This is a genomic window from Roseateles sp., assembly GCF_052436255.1.
Taxonomy (GTDB): domain Bacteria; phylum Pseudomonadota; class Gammaproteobacteria; order Burkholderiales; family Burkholderiaceae_C; genus Pelomonas.
The window spans coordinates 47,616-66,307 of the sequence record NZ_JBQVNP010000001.1 but is presented as its reverse complement, the minus strand read 5'-3'; the positions used below and the strand labels follow the sequence as shown (position 1 = coordinate 66,307).

At 69.1% G+C, this 18,692-nt stretch carries 14 protein-coding genes and 1 pseudogene; 1 reads left to right on the top strand and 14 read right to left on the bottom strand.

Annotation, left to right across the window (positions count from 1 at the left end; translation table 11 throughout):
- Positions 1-201 precede the first annotated feature (201 nt).
- The 14 genes and pseudogenes from ACT6S0_RS00280 to ACT6S0_RS00215 all read right to left on the bottom strand — a co-directional run bounded on the left by ACT6S0_RS00280 (position 202) and on the right by ACT6S0_RS00215 (position 18,031).
- Complete coding sequence (locus ACT6S0_RS00280) at positions 202-1,533, bottom strand: TolC family outer membrane protein (protein WP_444761959.1); 1,332 nt, start codon at positions 1,531-1,533, stop codon at positions 202-204.
- Positions 1,530-2,432, bottom strand: coding sequence for an efflux RND transporter periplasmic adaptor subunit (locus ACT6S0_RS00275; RefSeq protein ID WP_444761958.1), 903 nt, complete (start codon positions 2,430-2,432; stop codon positions 1,530-1,532). Before ACT6S0_RS00275 ends, ACT6S0_RS00280 begins: the two co-directional genes overlap by 4 nt.
- A complete protein-coding gene (locus ACT6S0_RS00270) occupies positions 2,429-4,492 on the bottom strand; it encodes a preprotein translocase subunit SecA (RefSeq protein WP_444761956.1) in 2,064 nt (687 codons plus the stop codon). The genes ACT6S0_RS00275 and ACT6S0_RS00270 overlap by 4 nt, the downstream gene beginning before the upstream one ends.
- 5 nt (positions 4,493-4,497) lie before the next feature.
- Positions 4,498-6,651, bottom strand: coding sequence for a site-2 protease family protein (locus tag ACT6S0_RS00265; protein ID WP_444761955.1), 2,154 nt, complete (start codon positions 6,649-6,651; stop codon positions 4,498-4,500).
- Positions 6,652-6,661: 10 nt separating this feature from the next.
- Positions 6,662-8,533 carry an efflux RND transporter periplasmic adaptor subunit gene (locus ACT6S0_RS00260; RefSeq protein WP_444761954.1) on the bottom strand — a complete coding sequence of 624 codons (1,872 nt, stop codon included), beginning with the start codon at positions 8,531-8,533 and terminating at the stop codon, positions 6,662-6,664.
- Positions 8,534-8,610: 77 nt separating this feature from the next.
- The gene (locus tag ACT6S0_RS00255) at positions 8,611-9,387 is read right to left on the bottom strand and encodes a SapC family protein (protein WP_444761953.1); all 777 of its coding nucleotides are present in this window, start codon (positions 9,385-9,387) and stop codon (positions 8,611-8,613) included.
- A gap of 181 nt (positions 9,388-9,568) precedes the next feature.
- Positions 9,569-9,816: pseudogene (locus ACT6S0_RS00250) on the bottom strand (GTP-binding protein); the annotation flags it as partial.
- A 21-nt stretch (positions 9,817-9,837) separates the two neighbouring features.
- Entirely contained in the window at positions 9,838-10,704 is an 867-nt protein-coding gene (locus tag ACT6S0_RS00245; protein ID WP_444761952.1) for a metal ABC transporter solute-binding protein, Zn/Mn family, read from the bottom strand.
- A complete protein-coding gene (locus ACT6S0_RS00240; RefSeq protein WP_444761951.1) occupies positions 10,701-11,564 on the bottom strand; it encodes a metal ABC transporter permease in 864 nt (287 codons plus the stop codon). Before ACT6S0_RS00240 ends, ACT6S0_RS00245 begins: the two co-directional genes overlap by 4 nt.
- Positions 11,561-12,283, bottom strand: coding sequence for a metal ABC transporter ATP-binding protein (locus ACT6S0_RS00235; protein WP_444761950.1), 723 nt, complete (start codon positions 12,281-12,283; stop codon positions 11,561-11,563). The genes ACT6S0_RS00240 and ACT6S0_RS00235 overlap by 4 nt, the downstream gene beginning before the upstream one ends.
- Before the next feature lie 124 nt (positions 12,284-12,407).
- On the bottom strand, positions 12,408-13,769 hold the full coding sequence (locus ACT6S0_RS00230) for a DUF3526 domain-containing protein (protein ID WP_444761949.1): 1,362 nt from the start codon (positions 13,767-13,769) through the stop codon (positions 12,408-12,410).
- The gene (locus ACT6S0_RS00225; protein ID WP_444761948.1) at positions 13,766-15,193 is read right to left on the bottom strand and encodes an ABC transporter permease; all 1,428 of its coding nucleotides are present in this window, start codon (positions 15,191-15,193) and stop codon (positions 13,766-13,768) included. The genes ACT6S0_RS00230 and ACT6S0_RS00225 overlap by 4 nt, the downstream gene beginning before the upstream one ends.
- Positions 15,190-15,924 (bottom strand): ABC transporter ATP-binding protein, encoded by a 735-nt coding sequence (locus tag ACT6S0_RS00220; protein WP_444761947.1) that lies wholly within the window; start codon positions 15,922-15,924, stop codon positions 15,190-15,192. Before ACT6S0_RS00220 ends, ACT6S0_RS00225 begins: the two co-directional genes overlap by 4 nt.
- Positions 15,925-15,937: 13 nt before the next feature.
- On the bottom strand, positions 15,938-18,031 hold the full coding sequence (locus tag ACT6S0_RS00215; RefSeq protein WP_444761946.1) for a TonB-dependent siderophore receptor: 2,094 nt from the start codon (positions 18,029-18,031) through the stop codon (positions 15,938-15,940).
- A 75-nt stretch (positions 18,032-18,106) separates the two neighbouring features.
- Here ACT6S0_RS00215 and ACT6S0_RS00210 point away from each other — a divergent pair, with 75 nt between their 5' ends.
- The gene (locus tag ACT6S0_RS00210; protein WP_444761945.1) at positions 18,107-18,559 is read left to right on the top strand and encodes a Fur family transcriptional regulator; all 453 of its coding nucleotides are present in this window, start codon (positions 18,107-18,109) and stop codon (positions 18,557-18,559) included.
- Positions 18,560-18,692 lie beyond the last annotated feature (133 nt).

Below are 18,692 nucleotides of genomic sequence, written 5' to 3'. Positions count from 1 at the left end.
TTCGAGGGTCCACAGAGCGGGCTTGTTGCACAGCGTCGAAACGTGCCGCAAAGTCCACTAAGCATCTGCCACCCTTAACTGGGGGATGTTGCCGCAGATCCGCCCTGTCGGACGAGAGCCGAATTTGCGCGCCCCCCTCAACTACGGGACGGGTTTCTACTGCTCGGGTCGCAACGTCTCGGCGTGACGCCGGTCCTGGCGTCAATCGCCGAGTAGCGCGTCCAGCGCACGCAGATCGGCCTCGCGTAAAGCGCCGGCCGCTGCCTTGAGCTGCAGACCCGCCACCAGCGTGCGATAGCGCGCCGCAGCCAGGTCGCGTCGCGTGGCGAAGAGCTGTTGCTCCGCGTTGAGCACGTCCACGCGCGTGCGCACACCCACCTGCTGGCCGCGCTGCGTGCTACGCACTTGCGTCTCGGCCGAACGCAACGCCTGGTCGAGTGCGTCGGTCAACGCACTGCCCGACTGCACACCCAGCTGCGCCTGCTGCGCCTCGAGCAGCGCCTGGCGCTGGGCGTTGAGCAGTTCTTCCTCGGCGCGCAGCCGGTCGGCGATCGCCTCGCGGGTGCGCGAGCTGACCGCGCCACCCTGGTAGACGGGGAAACTCATCTCCACGCCGATGCTGGTCTGCCGAGTGTCGGTGCCACCGAATCGCCCGTAGTTGGTATTGCGGTTCATGCCGATATTCATGAACAGATCCAGGGTCGGTTTGTGACCGGCCTCGCGACGGGCTATCTCCTTGGTCGCCACTTCCACCGCCAGACGGGCGATGACCACCGGCAGCGCGTCGCGCGGCGCAGCCTCAACCAGCGCGTTTTGCGCTTGCGCGCTGAGCAATGGCGCGCCGGCCTGCGGCAACAGCCGCGCCAGCGGTGGCAATGGTCGCGCGGTGATGCGTTCGAGCACGCGCCGCCGCAGTTCAAGGTCGTTGAGCGTGGCGATTTCTTGGGCTCGCGCCAGGTCGTAGCGGGTCTGCGCCTCGTTGAAATCGGTCACCGGCACGGTGCCCACCTCGTAGCTGCGTTTGGCCTGCGCCAGTTGCTGCGCCAGCGCGTCCTTCTGCGCCGTGGCGGCGGCCAGCTCGTCCTGGGCCTGCAGCACGTCGAAGTAGCCACGGGCCACGCGCAGCAACAGGTCTTGCTCGGCAAACGCCAGCTGCTGCTCGACCATTTGCACCTGCCATTCGGCCTGTTCGATGGTGGCCTTGTTGAGCAGGCGGAACACCGGCTGGACCACCGTCAGCACGGCGCTGGACGCGTCGTAGCCCAGCGTGCTGTCAAAGGCGGTGGACCCGTCGCGATTGCGGCGCATGCTGTAGTTGAGGTTGACGTTGGGGCGGATGGCAGCCAGCGCCTGCGGCAGCCGCTCCCGCCCCGACTGCGCGGCGGCTCGCGCAGCGGCGAACTGCGCGTCGCTGGCACGCGCCACGTCAAGCACGTCGCCGAGGCCTGCAGCGTGCGCGGTGCTCAGCACGCCTGCACAGAGCAACGCCTGACACAGGGCAGCGGCACGGGCCGATGTCGTGCTCGTGTTCATGGCCGGGCCCGCGCCGGTACTGACAGGCCGTCGATGCTGGCCGCGCAGCGTGAACCGCCCGGCACCTGGCCGTTGGGGTTGGGCACCTCCAGCCGGGCGACGAAGGTACCGCTGGCGGCGTCGATGATGCGGTCAACACTGCGCACGATGGCCGGAAACTGACCGCCACCGACGCGCGCGCGCACCGTTGCCTTCGTACCTACCTTGACCTGCCCGAAGAGCGCCGCCGGCAGAACCACGTCGGCGCGCATGGGGTCGATCTGGGCGACCTTCAGCACCGGCTTGCGGCCGCTGCCGGCCTCGGCCAGTTCACCAACGTTCAGCATGCGGTCGACGACGACGCCCGAGAACGGCGCCGCAACCGTGCGCAGCGCCAGCTGTTCCTGGGCCCGCAGCAGCTCCAGCTTGGCCAGCTCACGGCCTTCCAGCGCCGACTGAAGTTCGGCCTGGGCCAGTCGCTTCTCGGCATCGGCTTCGTCGCGTGCCTGCGGCGAGGTGAAGTTGTCCTTCTCGAGCTCGGCCAGTCGGGCCAGTCGCTTGGTGGAGTAGTCGATCCGGTTCGTCGCCGCAACCACCTGCCCTTCGAGCTTGCTGCGCATGCGCGCCAGGTCGACGGCCACACGCTCGCCCTGCGACTGCAGCTCCACCAGCGTCTGGCCGCGGCGGACGGTGTCGCCCCGGTTGACGCTGATGGTGGCGATGATGCCGTCGACCGGTGTACGCACCTCGATCAGCTGCGAGGGTTCGAGCAGACATTCGACGCCGCCCTCGGCAGGCGGGGCGGCCGCAACAGCGGCGGCTGGCCGCGGCGCCGCAGCAGCCGGTGCGGTGCCCTGGGCCCCCACCGGCAGCCCTGCCAGGGCCGCCATGCACAAGACCACGATGGGTCGCAAGTTCATTCGCCTCTCCCGGAAAACGCCAACACGGCCGCCAGACGGCGGTCCTGCTTGAGACTGGCCGTGCGCGCGCTGCGGTTGCGCGCCTCGGCCGAGGCCTGCGCCGCGCGGCGCAACAGCCAAATGATCGCTACCGGCAGCTCGGCCCGCACGGCCAGCCAGCGCTGCGCCAGCGCGGCCAACGCCGGCGCGTGGATGCGGAACAGCTCGTCGTCGACGGCCACGAGGGCCTCGCCGCTCCCCGGGTCGCCCTGGCGCGCGGCACGGCCGAAGAGCTGGCGGTCGATGCGCGCAGACTCGTGGTATTCGCTCAGGATGACATGCAGCCCGCCGCGCTCGGCCACGCCCGGGCCAAGCACGATGTCGGTGCCACGCCCGGCCATGTTGGTGGCAACCGTCACGGTCCCGGCGACGCCGGCGCGGGCAATGATCTCGGCCTCATCACGATCATGCTTGGCGTTCAACACCACATGCGGAATCGCCGCCGCCGCCAGGCGCGCCGACAGCTGTTCCGAAGCCAGCACCGTGCGTGTGCCCACCAGCACCGGCCGGCCGCGCTCGACCGCGTGTTCGTGCACGCTCGCCACCACCGCTTCCCAGCGCGTGTCGCTGCTGCGCAGGCAGCGCGGCAGCGCGAGGCGCGCCCGCGACGGGCGGTTCAACGGGACGCGCCACACCGGCAGGCCGTAGACGCGGCCGATCTCGGCGGCCACCTCGGTGGCGGTGCCGGTCATGCCGGCCAGGCGCAGGTAGCGGCGGAAGAAGCGCTGGTAGGTGATGCGCGCGAGCGTCACGCGTTCGCCGGTCACGTCCAGGCCCTCCTTGGCCTCGATCATCTGGTGCAGGCCGCGTTCCCAGGCGCGGTCGGCCATGACACGGCCGGTGGATTCATCGACGATCTGCACCTTGCCGTCGGCGACCACGTACTGCTGATCACGGTGGTAGAGCCACAGCGCCGACAGCGCCTGCGTCACGGCTTCGGTGCAGCCGCGGCGCGTCGCACCGGATGGCAGGTCGGTGTCGACGGGCATCACGGCGGCCACGGATTCATCGACTTGCGCGGCGTCGTCCACCAGGGTCTCGATGCGGTCGCGGCCCGTGTCGGTCAGCCGCACACGCATGAAGGCGCGTTCGACCTCGAAGTCGACCCCCGGCTGCAGGCCGGCGGCGAAGGCCAGCGCCCAGCCGACGATGCGGCTGCGCTGGCCGCCGGGCAAGGTGGCCGACAGGATGAGCGGCGTGCGCGCTTCGTCGATGAAGACGCTGTCGGCCTCGTCGACGATGGCAAACGCCAGCCCGCGCAACACCGTCGCAGGGCCGGTCGAGCCGCCTGCGGCCTGGGCCACGGCGCGGTGCAGGGGGCTCGCGCGGTCGCCCAAGGCCGTGCGGTCGCGCAGATAGTCGAAAGTCAGTTCCTTGTTGCTGGCGTACGCAATGTCGCCGGCATAGACACCCCGGCGTTGCTCACGCGTCTGTTCGTGCACGATGGCGCCGCAGCGCAGGCCGAAGAATGCGTAGAGCCGGCCCATGGCCTCTGCGTCACGCGCTGCAAGGTAGTCGTTGACGGTGACCACGTGCACTGGCAGCCCGACCAGCGCGGCCGTACACGCCGGCAGCGTGGCGGCAAAGGTCTTGCCTTCGCCCGTGGACATCTCGACCAGCGCACCGTGCAGCAGCAGCCAACCCGCATGGACCTGGCTGTCGTAGTGGCGCTTGCCCAGCACGCGCCCGGCCACCTCGCGCAGCAGCGCGAAGAAGTGCGCCGTGGGCTCGGCACCGAACTGGCTGCGCCGCAGTTCGTGGCGCAGCGCAGCGGCGCGTGTGCGCAAGGCAGCGTCGTCCAGCGCGGCCATCTGTGCCTCGAAGCTGCGCGTCAGCGCCACCACCCGCTGTGCGCTCGCGGCATGGCCGCCGAACTGCCGCCACAGCGGGCGCACCGCGCCGTGCCACAGGCCCAGCGCCAGTTCGTCGTGCCAGGCCGGGGGGCGTTCGTCGCGTTCGGCATAGGGCCGGCCACTGGCCAGGTCGCGCGGGCTCAGGCGCAGCAGCAGGGCCTCAGACATGGTGGTCAGACACTGAAGTGGCGCAGGAACAGGCGGCGCAGCGGCGGCCAGAGCTGGGCTGCCAGCGGCGCAGGCTCGTGCGCAAAGCGCAGGTGCACCCGTTCACCGTAGCGCAGCTCGCGGCCCGCCAAGGCATCGACCTCGACGTCGAGCTGGAACACCCGTTCGAGCGTGCGCAAGCCCTTGGGGTCGCGTGGGTCGGTGGCGATGAGGCCGCCGCCGGAAGGCGTCAGTGCCGCGCTGGGCACCTCGTCAAGGCCAGCAGGCACCTGACGCACGACCCGGCCCGGCCAGGTCTGGCGCAGTTCGCTGGCGCGGCGCACCTGCACGTCGCGCGTGGCCGTGGTGACGTCGTCCACCGCCGCCTGGTCGAGCACCACACGCACCACCGGCGGCGTGTCGCCGAGCACGTAGCCGATGATGCCGCCTTGCTGCAGGTGGCGGCCGGCCAGGTCGCTGGCCTTGGGCACCGTGAAGCGACCCGCCGTGGCCGCAGCGACCACCAGGCCCTGGCTGCGCTGGCGGGCACGTTCCAGCGCGGCCTGCGCATGCTGGAGCTGGTCGCGCACGATCTCGGCGCGCGTGCGGTCGGCGACGAACTCGGCCGCATAGCTGGCATCGAGCTCGTCGACGCGGGCCTGCAGCAGTCTCACCTCGGCGTCGAGCGCCGGGTCCACGCTGCGGGCCAGCAGCGTGCCTGGCTCGACCAGGCTACCCGGCGGCGCCTCGAAGCTGCGGAAGAAACCCGGTGCACCGGCACGCACGATGGACTGCTCGGGCAGCCAGACCACACCCTGCGCTACGGTGCGGTGCGGCAGCGGCAGGAAGCCGACCACGGCGACGATCAGCGCCACACTGACCACGGCCGTGCCCCAGACGCGGCCACTGCGTTCACGCGCCTCGGGCACCGCCGCCAGCGCCTTGACGGCCTTGCCCAAGGGCATGATCGTCATCATGACCACAGCCCAGAGGGCCAGCAGTACACCGATGAAGAAGAACTGCGTGCCGATGAACAACGCGATGGCCAGCGAGACAAAGACGCGGTAGACCGCCGACGCGATGCCGTAGCACCCGTACCACAGGCGCTCGGCGCGCGTCTGCGCGGGCGACTCCATCTCGCGCAGGCGGAACAGGTAGCGCTTGAGCAGGTAGCCCCAGTAGCGCGCCGACTGCGCCGCCAGGTTGGGCAGCTCCACCACGTCGGCCAGGATGTAGTACGCGTCGTAGCGCAGCAGGGGGTTGCCGTTGAAGATCAGCGTGGAGATGCCGGCGATGAACATCACGTTGAAGCAAACCGCGCGCACCACCCCGGGCTCCATCAGCAGCCAGGCATAGAAGGCCAGCGCCGCGATGAAGAGCTCGACCACCATGCCGGCGGCGCCGATCAGGGCCCGCTGCCAACGTGAGCGCAGCACATTGGCCGCCGACGCATCAACGTAAGGCACCGGCATCAGCACCAGCATCATCAACCCCATGTCATGCACCTCGCCACCGGCGGCGCGCGTGGCCGTGGCGTGCCCCATCTCGTGCAGCGCCTTGATGAGCGGAAAGATCAGCGCCATCAGCAGCAGGTTGTCGGCTTGGAGCACGCGGTCGGACAGGTTGCCGGTCAGCTCGCCCCATTGCGCCGGCAGCAGCAGCACGGCGGGCAGCACCACCGCCAGCCAGAGCAGGCCGGCGCCGCGGCTCCACAGCGTGCGGCAAGCGGCCAGATGTCGATCGAGGAAGCGCCCCGGATCCCACAGCGGTATGCGGATGGCCATCGGGTTGGCCCACGACCGCCGGCGCTTGACGCGCGCCTCCCGCTGGCCACGGTCGAACAGCTCCAGCGCGTCCGGCGGCACGTCGGTGGCGAGCAGGTCGGCTCCGTGCAACTGACCCAGCAGCTGGATCAGTTCGTCCTGCGTCGGTGCGTCGTCACCCATCTTGTCGCCGGCGATGCCCCACAGCTCGCGCACGCTGCGCTGGCCGTCCATCGCTGCCAGCACCAGGCGCGCGGCGGGCGTGAACCTGTGTACACGGCCGGTGGCCGGGTCCTGCAACAGGTACCAGACGGTGCCGCGGTAGATATGACGGTGCAGCCGTGCGCGCGCCACCAGGCGCGGGCGCAAGTCGGCAACGCGGTACCAGAGGCTGCTTTCCAGCGGCGCGTCAAGCATGGCCCGCCCCTCAGGGTGTCCAGGTCCAGGCGGTCAGACGCACCCAGTCGACGAAGCCATGAGTCCAGATCCACAACAGGCTGCGTTCACCGACGGCGACCTTGCCGATGCCCTGCATGCCCGGGCGCAGCGCGGCACCGGCGGTGCCGTCGATGGCGGCTTCGACCGCGAACACGTTGCGCCCGTCCTGCTGCGTGGCCACGGGCGTTATGCGCTTGACGCTGATGGGCAACTTGCGGTCGGGCAGACCCGAAAGCAGCAGCTCACCACGCTGCCCCACCTCCAGGCTGGCGATGTCGCGATCGTCGACCTGCATCATCACGCGGAAGCCCTGCAGCGGCGCGACTTCGAACATCGGCTGCCCGGTCTGCAACGGCGAGCCGATCTGCTGACTGAGATCGCCCGAAACGACGACGCCGTCGAAGGGCGCCACCAGCGTGGTGCGTGAAAGGCGCTCTTCGGCCAGCGACAGCTGGGCCTCGGCTTGGTTGACCTGGGCTGCCAGAACTCCCATGGCGGCGCGGTCGGCCTGGGCCTGCGCCACCTGGTAGCGGCGCTGCAATTGTTCCCGTTCGGCCAGCCAGCGCGAGCGTTCCAGGCGCAGGTCGCGGTCGTCCATGCGCGCCAGCGGCTGCCCCTTGCGCACGGTGTCACCGGCACGCACCAAGCCCTCGGCGACGAAACCGTCGAAAGGCGCCACCGCGGCGATCTGCGTCGAGCCTTCGACCACGGTACGCGCCGAAACGCGGTAGTCGGTCTGCCACAACGCCACCACGGCAAGCGTCACGAGGGCCGCCACGCCGGCCAGCTTCAGTCCCGGACGCTGCGGCCCGGTGAGCTCGCGCACACCGTCGAGCGCGCCCGCGCGCAGCTGCGCCAGCGTGCCACGTTCGCGGGCCCGCTGCAGGCCCCAGTAGGGCCCCAGCAGCACGCCCAGCGCCGCAGCCAAACCCAGCTCGGCCGCCGTGAACGCCGGGCCGGCGATGCGCTCCAGGGTCAGTACGCCGATGGTCTGCTGCTGCTCACGCACGGGCACCGAGAGCATGGCCATCACGCCCAGCTGGCGCGCACTGTCGGCGTGCGCCAGTGCGCCGAGCGGCTCGTTCTCGGGCACCGGCACCTGGACCGGCACGCCCAGGTCGAGCACCTCGTCCATGGCCTCGCCCACCCAGCGGACGAGGTCAGAGCGTTGATCGAACGTGGCGGTGTTGGACATCACCAGCGGCATCACCTGACCCGCCGCCTCGAACCCCGCCGAGACGCGGTCGCAGCGCAGGCGCTGCGCAAGTTCGTTCACGACCGAAAGCGCGGACGGCTGCAGTCGGTGGTGCTGCATCGCCGTGGCCAGCACCTCGTTGAACAGCGCGGCGCGCGCGAGCTCGGCCTCGCGTTCGGCCAGGGCCAGCGCGCGGAAGTGGTCGACCAGCCAGGCCGCCGCCCAGTGGATGTCGCGCAACGCGATCTGCAGTTCGGCCATCGGTCCGGGGCCGAGGTCGAAGACAACCGCAGCGCACAGCTGCCCCGCCACCTCGACCGGATAGCCGACGTGGGCCTGGCCATCGACGCCGGGCGGGTTCTCGCCGTCCGGCGCACTGACCACGCCCTCGCGCGTCTGCAGCACCCGCTGCGCCACCGGCGACAGGTATTGCATGTCACGCCTCGGGTCCGGCCACACCGCGGCAACGCTGAATGCGCCTGCCGCGCTTTCACGCGTCAGCAGCACTGCCGCGCGCGAACGCGCAATGCGCGCGGCCAGCAGCGCCAGCCAGGACGCGAACAACTCAGCCTTGTCGCTGGGCGCCGTGAAAGAAGCCCACGCGGTCGACTCGCTGCGGGAGCGCTGCTCGTCGGCCAGGGAATAGACCGGGGCGGTTTTCTGCATCGCGCCGCTGGTGCTTCAGCTCGTGCGTCGGCGCGGGGCGCAACACTGCCCGCTAGCGGGCAGGCCGCGCGCGCGCGTCACTGCACGCTTTCCGGGGCCGGTGCTGTCACCGCAGGCGGCTCTTCGTCAGCCAGTGCGCCGAGCAGGCGGTCCTTCACATCGACGAAATTTCGCATCGAGTGCAGTTGCAGATAGAGCAGCTCCAGCTCGTCCGTCTTGGCCAGGCTGGCCAAAGCCTCGCCGCTGAGCTGGCGCAGCTTCTCGCGGCTGACGCCATGGAAACCGTTCAGGGAAAGCTTGGCACCGGTGGGCGTCGTGACCTCGGCTTGCATGGCCTCGAGCAGGCCGAGTTCGTGCACGCGACGGCCGAAAGCGCGGGTGCGCTCAAACTGCGCCTGGTACTCCTGCAGGAACTTGAGCACCCGCTCGACATAAGGCGTGGGCTTTCCGTCGTCGTTGAACAGGCGCTCGCCATTGCCTTCGCGGTTGACGCCCGGGTGCGACTCGTCGATGCACAAGGTCAGCGTGTTGCCCTCGTCATTGCGCGAAAAAACAAAGGGGTAGCGGCGAATGAATGCCGGGACGTACTTCGCTTGCCACTGACGGTCAGCACCGAGAAAGAGGTTCTGGTCGTCCTTGACCCCAAGCACGGCGGCAGGTATCACGTCGTCGCCGGCCATGGTGAAGACAATGGCATATTCGGTCGCCGCACGAAGAAACTCCACAGCCATCAAAGGTGCGGCATTGATGCCGGCGGAGAAGGCGTAGTCCGGGCTGGGGGCCAGCGACACCTTGCCGTGACGGGCCGCCGAGACCGGCACCGCGGTTTCATAGATAAGAAGCTGCTTGATCATGTTGGCCTTCAAGTAAGCTGAACCGCGCCGACGCCCCGGGGCACCTGCTGAGCGTGGAGAGTAGCCTGTGAAGTGCTCGTGCCGGGTTAGCGAAAACCTTGCTGCCCCCCGAGTTTGGACCGGTAGAGCGCGTCCGACCGCTTAGGAAGCAGAAGTCCTCCGATCAAGCATCACGGCCGATGCAGATGCAGCCATTGCTCATCGCCACCAACGTCTCCTTTGCACGCGAGAGGCCCACGCCGTCCACGTCTGCACGGTCGCGCACGAGGGAGGCGTCGATGTTGACGTCGCTCATGGCATTGACGATGACGGCCACGCGCCGGCCTTCTCGGTTGCGCAGGACGCGGTTGAGCCATGCGGTCTGCCGGCACCGAGGAAGCCGGGCAGGACGGCGGTGGGCAGCAGGTGTCGTTGCAGGGGCTGCGCCAAAGGCACCCGGGATGGCGACTGTCAGACACCGAGTGCCGCACAGATCGTGTCAGCGTTGTACTTGAACAGCTTCAGGTAGGTTGACGCCGGCCCGGCAGGACCGGACAGCGCATCGGAGAAAAGCCGCCCGCCCACGCGGGCGCCGGCCTCGCGGGCGATGCGCTCGATCAGGCGCGCATTCGCGATGTTCTCGGCGAAGACGGCGCGCACACGATCGCGGCGCAGCTGCCGGATCAACGCGGCCACATCTGCAGCGGAAGGTTCATGATCGGTGCCCGGCCCCTGGGGCGACAGGAAATCCACCCCGTAGGCGGCGCCGAAGTAGCCAAAGGCGTCGTGCGACGTGAATATCCGGCGGTGCTCGCGTGGCACGCGAGACAGGCGTTGGCGTACCGCAGCGCTAGCGGCGCGCAGCTGAGCGGCGTAGGTCTCGGCGCGGCCGGTGATTGCATCGCGCGCGGTGGGGCGTGCTTTCGTGAGCGCCTGGCCGAGCGTGGCGACATAGCGCTGAGCCAACGCGGCGTCGTGCCAGGCATGCGGATCCACGCTCAGGCCGGCCAGGCGCGGCTTGATGCCGTCGGTGGCGACGACCACCGGCCCGCGGTAGCCACTGGCAGCGAGCAGCCGTTCCAGCCAGCCCTCGAATCCGAGTCCGTTGACGACGACCAGTTCCGCACCCGCGATGCGGCGCACGTCACGGGGCTTGGGCTCGTAGACGTGGGCGTCGGCGTCCGGGCCCACCAGGCTGTCCACGGCGACGAGCGGCCCGCCCACCTCGCGCACCAGGTCGGCAAGGATGGAGAAGCTCGCGACGACGCGCAATGGCGCCTTCTCTGCCTCAACCATCAGCGGTACGCCTGCTGCCGCCAGCAGCGTGCGGCGCTTCATGACGGCCTTCCGCGCCGCATCTGCCACAACAGCCCCTCGCGGGCACCCAGCAACAGCGACAGCAGGTACAACCCGCCGGCCACGAGCACGATGGCCGGACCCGAGGCTTGCTCGGCGTGGAAGGAAAGCAGCAGCCCGGCCGCGCCTGACAGCAGTGCGAGCAGTGCGGCGACCGCCATCTGCGGTCCGATGCGCGCCGCCCAGAAGCGGGCCGCCGTGGCCGGAAGCATCATCAAACCCACCGCCATCAGCGTGCCCAAGGCCTGGAAGCCGGCGACAAGATTCGCTACGGCCAGCACCAGGAGCAAGGTGCTGGACCAGCCGCCGCTACCCATCTGACGCAGGAAGGCCGGGTCCATACAGGCAACGAGCAGGGGCCGGTAGGCGGCAGCCAGCGCCAGCAGGCTGGCAGACGCCACGCCCGCAACGAGCAGCAGCGCTTCATCGTCCACCGCCAGCACGCTGCCGAAGAGCAGATGCGTCAGGTCCACGCTGCTGCCACGGCTGGATACCAGCATCACGCCAGCGGCCAGTGCGATCAAGTAGAGCGCCGTGAAGCTAGCGTCTTCACGCTGCGCGGTGCGCTGCGTCAGCCAGCTGGCCATCAGCGCCACCGCGAGCGCGGCGATGAAGCCCCCCACGCTCATGGCCCACAGCGAGAAACCAGCCACGGCCGCCCCCAATGCCGCGCCGGGCAGCAGCGCGTGCGCCATCGCGTCCCCGACGAGGCTCATGCGGCGCAGCACCAGCAACACCCCGACCGGCGCGCTGCCCAAGGCCAGCGCAAGACAAGCCACCAGGGCGCGGCGCATGAAGCCGAACTCCACGAAGGGAGAGATGGCGAGCGCGTAGAGCGTCATGCCGCCATATCCTCTCCGACATGCCAGCCCGACATGCCCAGCTGCGCGCGGCGGAGCTGGGTGGGCGTCAGCACCTCGGAGGTCGGTCCCCAGGCGATAGGCTCGCGCGCCAGCAGCAGCGTGCGGTCGAAATGCGCGTGCACCTGACCGAGATCGTGTAGCACCGCGATGACGGTGCGGCCCTCGCCGCGCAAGCGCGAGATCAGGGCCAGCAGGTCTGCGGTCGTACGCGGATCGATGGCGTTGAAGGGCTCGTCCAGAAGTATGAGCGGCACATCCTGCATCAGCACGCGGGCGAACAGCGCGCGCTGTAACTGGCCGCCGGACAGTTCACCGATCATCCGCTTCAGGTGGCTTGCGAGGCCGACGGCCTCCAGTGCACCTTCCACGCGTCTGCGCATATCGCGTCCCAACCCGCGCCACAGCCCCATGCTTTGCCAGGCGCCCAAAGCCACGAGGTCTGCAACGGCCAGGGGAAGACTGCGGTCAATCGCGGCGTGTTGTTCCAGCCACGCGTGATGCAGGCCTGGCCTGATCGAAACGCTGCCTTGCACAGGCAGAAGCCGGCCGGCAATGGCAGCAAGCAGGCTGCTCTTGCCCGCCCCGTTGGGACCGACGATGGCCGTCGCGGTGCCGGCCTCAAAAGCGCCCGACAGCGGCCCCACGGCGAGCTGTCCGCGATGGGCGACGATGAGGTCGCGCAAGATGACTGCGTTCACGGCGCCGCCATCGCCCAGGCCACCAGGCACCACAAGATGGCCAGCGGAACCAAGACAACCCACAACCGCGCCGCAGCGCTGCAAGTCAGCAGACTGCCCGCCGGCAACATGGAGAGCACCCGATTCAACGCAGCCCCTCAACACGACCGGCCGCGCGAAGGCCCAGGGCCAGCACGGCGCAGCCCAGCAGTGCCAGGACCGCCAATGGCGTCACAGGGACTTCCGGCGCATCGGCGGCAGGCTCGAAACGCGGAAGCCGGTCGAAATCGTCAGCGCCGAATCTCCGTGCTTCGAACAGGTAGGGGTAGTAGTGGTTGCGCAATCGCGTATGGAAGGCCGTGACCGCATCCTGATAGCGCAGTTGCGCGAGGAGGTCGGTGCGCGCCACGCGGTGAAGCACGGCTTGCAGTCCCACGCCAGGCAGCGCAACGCCGAGCGCGTCGGTGGCGCGCTGGCGCGCCATGAGGCTCTCGCGATAGGCGGCAACCTGGGGCGCCACGCTCTCGTCGCCGAGTTGCTGGAAGGCGTAGTACCACTTCCAGTGGAAACCGGCCGGCAGCGGCGCGGTGTGCTGCCATTGCGGATGGGTCTGGAAAAAGCGCGCGAGTGTTTCCTCCCGCGGACGGTCCCAACCTCCATGCACTGTCTCGCGCTGGGCCAGCATCAGCTCAACCCCCTGACGCACCGGCACGTTTCGCGCCAGCGCCGCGTTGCCCACAGTGGGCAAGACGAGCGTCAGCACGGCCCAGGCACCCATCAGCGTGGTCGCATTCGCCACCGAGCTGCCGCCGCGCAAGGCGACGAGCAGCGCCAGTCCCGACCAGCAAGCCACATACGCCAGCACGGCGACGACGACGGCGGCCAGCGCACCGGCCGGCATCCCGCTGGCCAGCGCACCCGCAGCCGCCGGCAGCAGCACACACAGCGACGCCAGCCCCGCACGCAGCGCGGCACGGCGCTGCCACAGGCTTGGCCCCGCACCGGGCAGTGCGCGCAGCGTGCCCAGGCGGCCGGACTGGCGCTCGCTGCTGACGAGGTCGTGCAGCAACGCGATCAGGAAGAGTGGCAGCAGATAGACCGCCACGAAGGCGAAATCGAAGCGTCCGGCCAAGGCCAACTCGGGGTTGAAGGTCTCGCCCTCATGCAGCTGCGACTGCAATGCCAGCGCACGCACGCGCAGCACAAAGGGCGAAACGTCACGCAGACCCTGGGCCAGGAAGGCTGCAGACGACGGCGGATCCCAGGTGCTGAGGAAGGCGTAGTAGGCCACCGTACCGGCGTCGCCCCGGCGCGTCAGCTTGGGGGCCTGCCCGGCAAGTTCCTGCTGCTGCAGCGCGGCGACGCGGGCGATGGTGTCGTGTTGGCGCTGCACCTCGCGCAGGCCCGACACGACGGCGATGGCGCTCAGCGCCAACAGCAGCACGAGCGCGCAGACGGCCCAGCGCGACCGCGCCAGCAGGCGCCATTCATAGCGCAGCGCGCTCATCGCATGGCTCCCTGCAGCCGCCGGGTCGCGAATGCCAGCGCTGCGCCAAGCGCGCCAAGCCAGACCAGCAGCACCGCCGCCATCGGCTCGGCACGGCGCAGGGCCTCGGCGGGCGGCTCCGGCACGAACTTGAACTCGGCCAGACCGTGCCAGTGCTCCTTGCTGATGCGGCTCTCGCGGCTGTTGCGGTCCGAGGCCCAGGTCAGCTTCTCTGCCTGCAGCCGGTTCAGCGCCTGGATCAGCGCGTAGCGGTGCGCCTCGCCTTGCTCCAGAAAGCGACGATAAGAGGACAGGTCGGTGCCGGCAATGCTCATGGAAAGACGCCGCAGCGCGATGACAGGGCTGGGCAGCGAGAAGAACTCCAGCCGCTCCACCTGGGCCTGCTGCAGCGTGAAACTCTCCCGCGCATAGCGGTCGAACAGCTGGCTGGTCAGCCGCTCGCCTTCCATGCCGACGATGCCCTTGTAGTTGACCGGCAGGTCCTCGACGCGCGAGACGCCGTACCGAGCGAGCACCTTGCGGCGGAACTCGTTGAAGTAGGGGTCGTCCGGGTTATGGCTGTCGCCGAGGGCCGCCAGGTCGCGCTCGACGGCGATGTCGATCTCCAGCCGCGTGGGCAGCGCAAGCGTGGCCGCTGCGACTTCCGGCGCCAGCCGGGGCAGCAGCACCACACTGACCGTCCACAGCGCAAGCAGCGCCATCAGCGCGTCACGCCCGCGGCTCGCGAGGGTGGACACGGTCGCCACGCCCAGCGCCCACATTGCGAGCCATGCCGCGTAGGCCAGTCCCAGTGCCAGCGCCAGGCCTGCCTGAGCCGGCATGCCAAGTGCGATGCCCGCCAGCGCCAGCAGCGCCGGCGCGAGCATCAGCGCAGCCACCCCGGAGAGTGCCAGCAGCTTGCCAGCGACCAACTGGCCCGGCCGCAGCCCCTGCGCCAGCAGCACGCGCAAGGTGCCGCTCTCGCGCTCGCGCGCGACGGCGGCATGGCCGATGAAGACAAGCAGCAGCGGCGCCAGCACCTGCAGCACGAAGGCCGGCGTGAGCTGGCCGAAGCGCAGCAGCAGCGAGGACTGGCGCACATCGCCGAAGTTGGCGCTGTTCTGACGGTGGCCTTCGAGGAAGAGCGTATGGCCCGTGAAGGGATCGATGCCGGTATCGAATGCGGCGAGCGCGGTCAGCGGGCGGAACACAAAGTGTCCGTAATGCACCATGCGGTGCGGGTGGCGGTCGGGCTGGGCCTCGAGCTCGTGCGCCACCTGGGCCTGCCGGTGCTGGCGTTCGGCCTGGGCGCCACGCTGATACTCCCAGGCCGTGAACGCCGCGATGGCGCTCAGCACCAACAACAGCACAAGGCCCAGCATCGCGACGCGGTCGCGGCGCATCAGCCGGAGCTCTTCGGCCGCGACGCGGCGCACGATGCTCATGCCCCGACCTCCGCTGCGGCGTAGTGCCGCTGCAGTGCGCGCACATCGAAACGGTCGGAGCCCGACGCCCGCACTTCTTCCACCAGCCGTCCGGCCAGCAGGAAGCCGATGCGGTCGGCCACCTCGGCGGCGCCAAGCAGGTCGTGCGTGACCATCAGGATGGCAACGCTGCGCGCGCGCAGCAGCCCGAGCAGCCGGCTGAACTCGGCGGCGGCCTGGGGGTCGAGGCCGGAGGTCGGCTCGTCCAGCAGCAGCGCCGGCACGTGGCGGGCGAGAGCGAGCGCGATGGCGACTTTCTGGCGCATGCCCTTGGAGAAGCCGGCCACGCGGCGATCGTGGGCGGCGGCGTCCAAGCCCGCGCCTGACAGCGCCGCGCCGACGGCAGCAGCGTCCTGCGGCTGGCCGGCAAGAAACAGCAGGTAGTCCAGGTTCTCGCGCGCGGTCAGGTGCTCATACAGCGCGACGTTCTCCGGGATGTAGGCCACCTGGCGCCGAACGGCCGCTGCGTCCTGCGCGGGATCCACGCCGCCTACTCGCACACGGCCGCGGCGCGCGCGCACGAAGCCCAGCAGCAGGTTGAGCGTCGTCGTCTTGCCGGCGCCGTTGGCGCCGAGCAAAGCGTAGATCTCGCCGGGCGCGACCTGCAGCGTCAGGCCATTGAGGATGTCCAGGCCGTTGTAGCCGGCGGCGACATCCGCGACGTCCAGCAGCGGGGTGGTCGTTGAACTCATGTCGGACTCGCGTTCAGAACTTGGCCTGCAGGCCCAGCGTCACGGTGCGCGGCGCACCGGGCGTGACCCAAACGCGGCTGTAGGAGCTGGTGTAGTGGGTGGTGTCGAAGAGGTTGTCCACGTCGAGCGTCGCGCGCAGCGACGGGCTGATGCGCCAGTGACCGACCAACTTGGCGGTCGTGTAGTCCGGCAGCTCGAAGCTCGTCGCGGTCTGGCCGATTCGCGCGCCGACATGTGTGACGCCGCCGCCAAGGCCGAACCGCTGGCCGTTGCCGACCACGCCCTCGTAGACCGCCAACAGGCTGCCGTTCACCTTCGGCACATTCAGCAGACGCGTGCCGGTCGGCAGCGTGTTGTCGCGCCTGACCTCCACGTCGTTGAGAACGAGGCTCGCATTGACGCGCCAGTGCGTGCTGATCTGGCCAGCGAAGTCGACCTCAAGCCCTCGGCTGCCGACTTCACCCGCGGCAATGGAAAAGCCGGTGTTGACCGGGTCTGCCGTCAGCACGTTGCGCTTGCGGATGTCGAACAGCGCTGCCGTGATCCCCATGCGGCGGTCGGCGCTTTCCCACTTGCTGCCGAGTTCCAGCACACGGCCGCTCTCGGGCGCGAAACCTTGGCCGCCGAAGTCCGTGCCGACATTGGGGCGGAAGGAACGGCCGGTGCTGGCGTAGACAGTCCATTGCGGCGCAGGCAGCCAGCTCAGGCCCACCCGCGGCGAGGTGGCCGTCGGGTCCTGGCGTGTCGTCATGCTGTTGCGGCGGTTCCGCAGCGATTGGCGGTAGTGGTCCACCCGCACGCCGGCCACCAGTCGCCATTGAGGTGCGAGAGTGACCGCATCCTGCAGATAGAAGGCATGGTTGCGCTGCAGTTCCAGCGTGTCGGTATTGGCCGCCGGCGTGGGCTGGGGCTGGCCGTAGACCGGCCGGTAGATGTCGATGGCGTAAGGGTTGGCGCTCGTCGGGTTGACGCGCAGCATCACCGAATCCATATCGAAGCGATAAGCCTCGGCGCCCAGCAGCAGTTCATGGGACACGCTGCCGGTGCGAAGCTGGCCCTGCAGCTCAGCCTGCAGCGCAAGGTCTTCGGAGTCGAAGTCGCGCGAGCGCCGCTGGCGCGTCAGCACGCCGCTGGGCTGCAGCGCGGTCGGTTCGGTGGAAAAGCCGCGGACCGAGGTTTCACGGGAGGACAGGCCGATGCGACTGCGCCAGTCAGCGTTCCAGTCATGCGACAGGATGAGCTGGTGGGTGCGGTTTTCCACCGTCACGTCGCCGTCCGCAGGCTCGCCGAGGAAGCGCTCACGGGGGATGACGCCCAGCCGGCCATCCGCCGTCGCGACGACACCGCGATCCAGCGGCGTGCGGTGACGCACCAGCTCGCCGGCGTAGTCCAGCGTCGTGTCAGCGCCGAGCTTCCAGCTGAAGGCGGGCGCGATGACTTCGCGGCGTGCCTGGACGTGGTCGCGGAAGCTGTCACGATCCTCGATGGCGAGGTTCAGACGGTAGGCCAGCGCGGCGCTGACCGGGCCGGTGCTATCGAGCGCGGCGCGCTTGAGGCCGAAGCTGCCGGCGTAGACCTCCAGCGCATGGCCAGCCTGCCAGAGCGGGCGCTTGGAGACGATGTTCAGCGTGCCACCCGGTTCGCTGCTGCCGTAGAGCGCGGCGGCCGGCCCTTTGAGGAATTCGATGCGCTCGACGCCCGCGAGATCACGCGGAGCGTTGAAACCACGGTTGGACGAGAAGCCGTTCAGCAGCGTGGCCATGCCGGAGTTCTCATTGCCGGCGAGGCCGCGCACGGCGATGTTGTCCCAGAGGCCGCCGAAGTTGTTCTGGCGAGATACGCCGCCAACGTAGTCCAGCACGTCGTCAAGCTTGGTGGCACCGAGGTCGTCGATGGCCTGGCGCGTCATGACGCGCACCGACTGCGGCAGCTCTCGCAGCCGCAGTTCCGTCTTGGCGCCGCTGGCGTCACCGGCGTGGTACGCCCCGGACGCAGTTCGCCCGACAACCTCTACGGCCGGCAGAGTTACGTCGGGTTCGGCTTGCGCAAACGTTGCAACGAGCGTTGAGATGGCAAGCGCAAGAGGATGAAGCGGACGAGAAAGCATGATGTCAGAGGTGTGGCAATGCATTAATCATAATGCGAAGTCATTTGCATTAATGTCGAAGCTAAGCTTCAGCCCATGGAACGCAACACCCGACAGCGAACGGCCATCCGGCAGGCAATTACCGATGCTGCACGTCCGCTGCTGCCGCAAGAGATCCTGCAGGCTGCTGAAGCCGGCGCCCCTGGTCTAAGTCTGGCTACCGTCTATCGCAATTTGCGTGTGCTGATGGAAGAAGGCGAGCTGCGCTCGGTACTACTGCCCGGCGAGGTTGCTCGATACGAAGTGGCCGGTGGCGGACACCATCACCACTTCCAGTGCCTGACCTGCCAGCGCGTGTTCGAAGTCGATGCTTGCCCCGGCAATTTGGCTGCTCTGGCTCCTCCTGGCTTCACAGTGGAGGATCATGACCTGACCCTTTACGGGCGTTGCCATGACTGCTCTCCAAAGAGGACGAAACCCAAGAGTCAGGGAGCCGGCCACGCACATGACCACGCAGCGTGCCAGGAGTTGCCTCCGCGCCGTCGCTAAGGACATGCGAAGCGCGCCGCGGCAGGCGATGGGCCAGGTTCGCCACCTGTTGGCGTCTCGACGATGGCGAGTTGTGCTGCAGTCATCTGCATGGTGCTCTTTCGGTGGCGTGGCCTGATGGCGGTGCGTAACA

Excerpts from the sequence above, each read along its gene's own strand:
- ACT6S0_RS00260 (WP_444761954.1), bottom strand. The coding sequence starts at position 8,533 with ATGCAGAAAACCGCCCCGGTCTATTCCCTGGCCGACGAGCAGCGCTCC.
- ACT6S0_RS00255 (WP_444761953.1), bottom strand. The coding sequence starts at position 9,387 with ATGATCAAGCAGCTTCTTATCTATGAAACCGCGGTGCCGGTCTCGGCG.
- ACT6S0_RS00280 (WP_444761959.1), bottom strand. The coding sequence starts at position 1,533 with ATGAACACGAGCACGACATCGGCCCGTGCCGCTGCCCTGTGTCAGGCG.
- ACT6S0_RS00245 (WP_444761952.1), bottom strand. The coding sequence starts at position 10,704 with ATGAAGCGCCGCACGCTGCTGGCGGCAGCAGGCGTACCGCTGATGGTT.
- ACT6S0_RS00275 (WP_444761958.1), bottom strand. The coding sequence starts at position 2,432 with ATGAACTTGCGACCCATCGTGGTCTTGTGCATGGCGGCCCTGGCAGGG.
- ACT6S0_RS00230 (WP_444761949.1), bottom strand. The coding sequence starts at position 13,769 with ATGAGCGCGCTGCGCTATGAATGGCGCCTGCTGGCGCGGTCGCGCTGG.
- ACT6S0_RS00225 (WP_444761948.1), bottom strand. The coding sequence starts at position 15,193 with ATGAGCATCGTGCGCCGCGTCGCGGCCGAAGAGCTCCGGCTGATGCGC.
- ACT6S0_RS00215 (WP_444761946.1), bottom strand. The coding sequence starts at position 18,031 with ATGCTTTCTCGTCCGCTTCATCCTCTTGCGCTTGCCATCTCAACGCTC.
- ACT6S0_RS00220 (WP_444761947.1), bottom strand. The coding sequence starts at position 15,924 with ATGAGTTCAACGACCACCCCGCTGCTGGACGTCGCGGATGTCGCCGCC.
- ACT6S0_RS00210 (WP_444761945.1), top strand. The coding sequence starts at position 18,107 with ATGGAACGCAACACCCGACAGCGAACGGCCATCCGGCAGGCAATTACC.
- ACT6S0_RS00265 (WP_444761955.1), bottom strand. The coding sequence starts at position 6,651 with ATGCTTGACGCGCCGCTGGAAAGCAGCCTCTGGTACCGCGTTGCCGAC.
- ACT6S0_RS00270 (WP_444761956.1), bottom strand. The coding sequence starts at position 4,492 with ATGTCTGAGGCCCTGCTGCTGCGCCTGAGCCCGCGCGACCTGGCCAGT.
- ACT6S0_RS00240 (WP_444761951.1), bottom strand. The coding sequence starts at position 11,564 with ATGACGCTCTACGCGCTCGCCATCTCTCCCTTCGTGGAGTTCGGCTTC.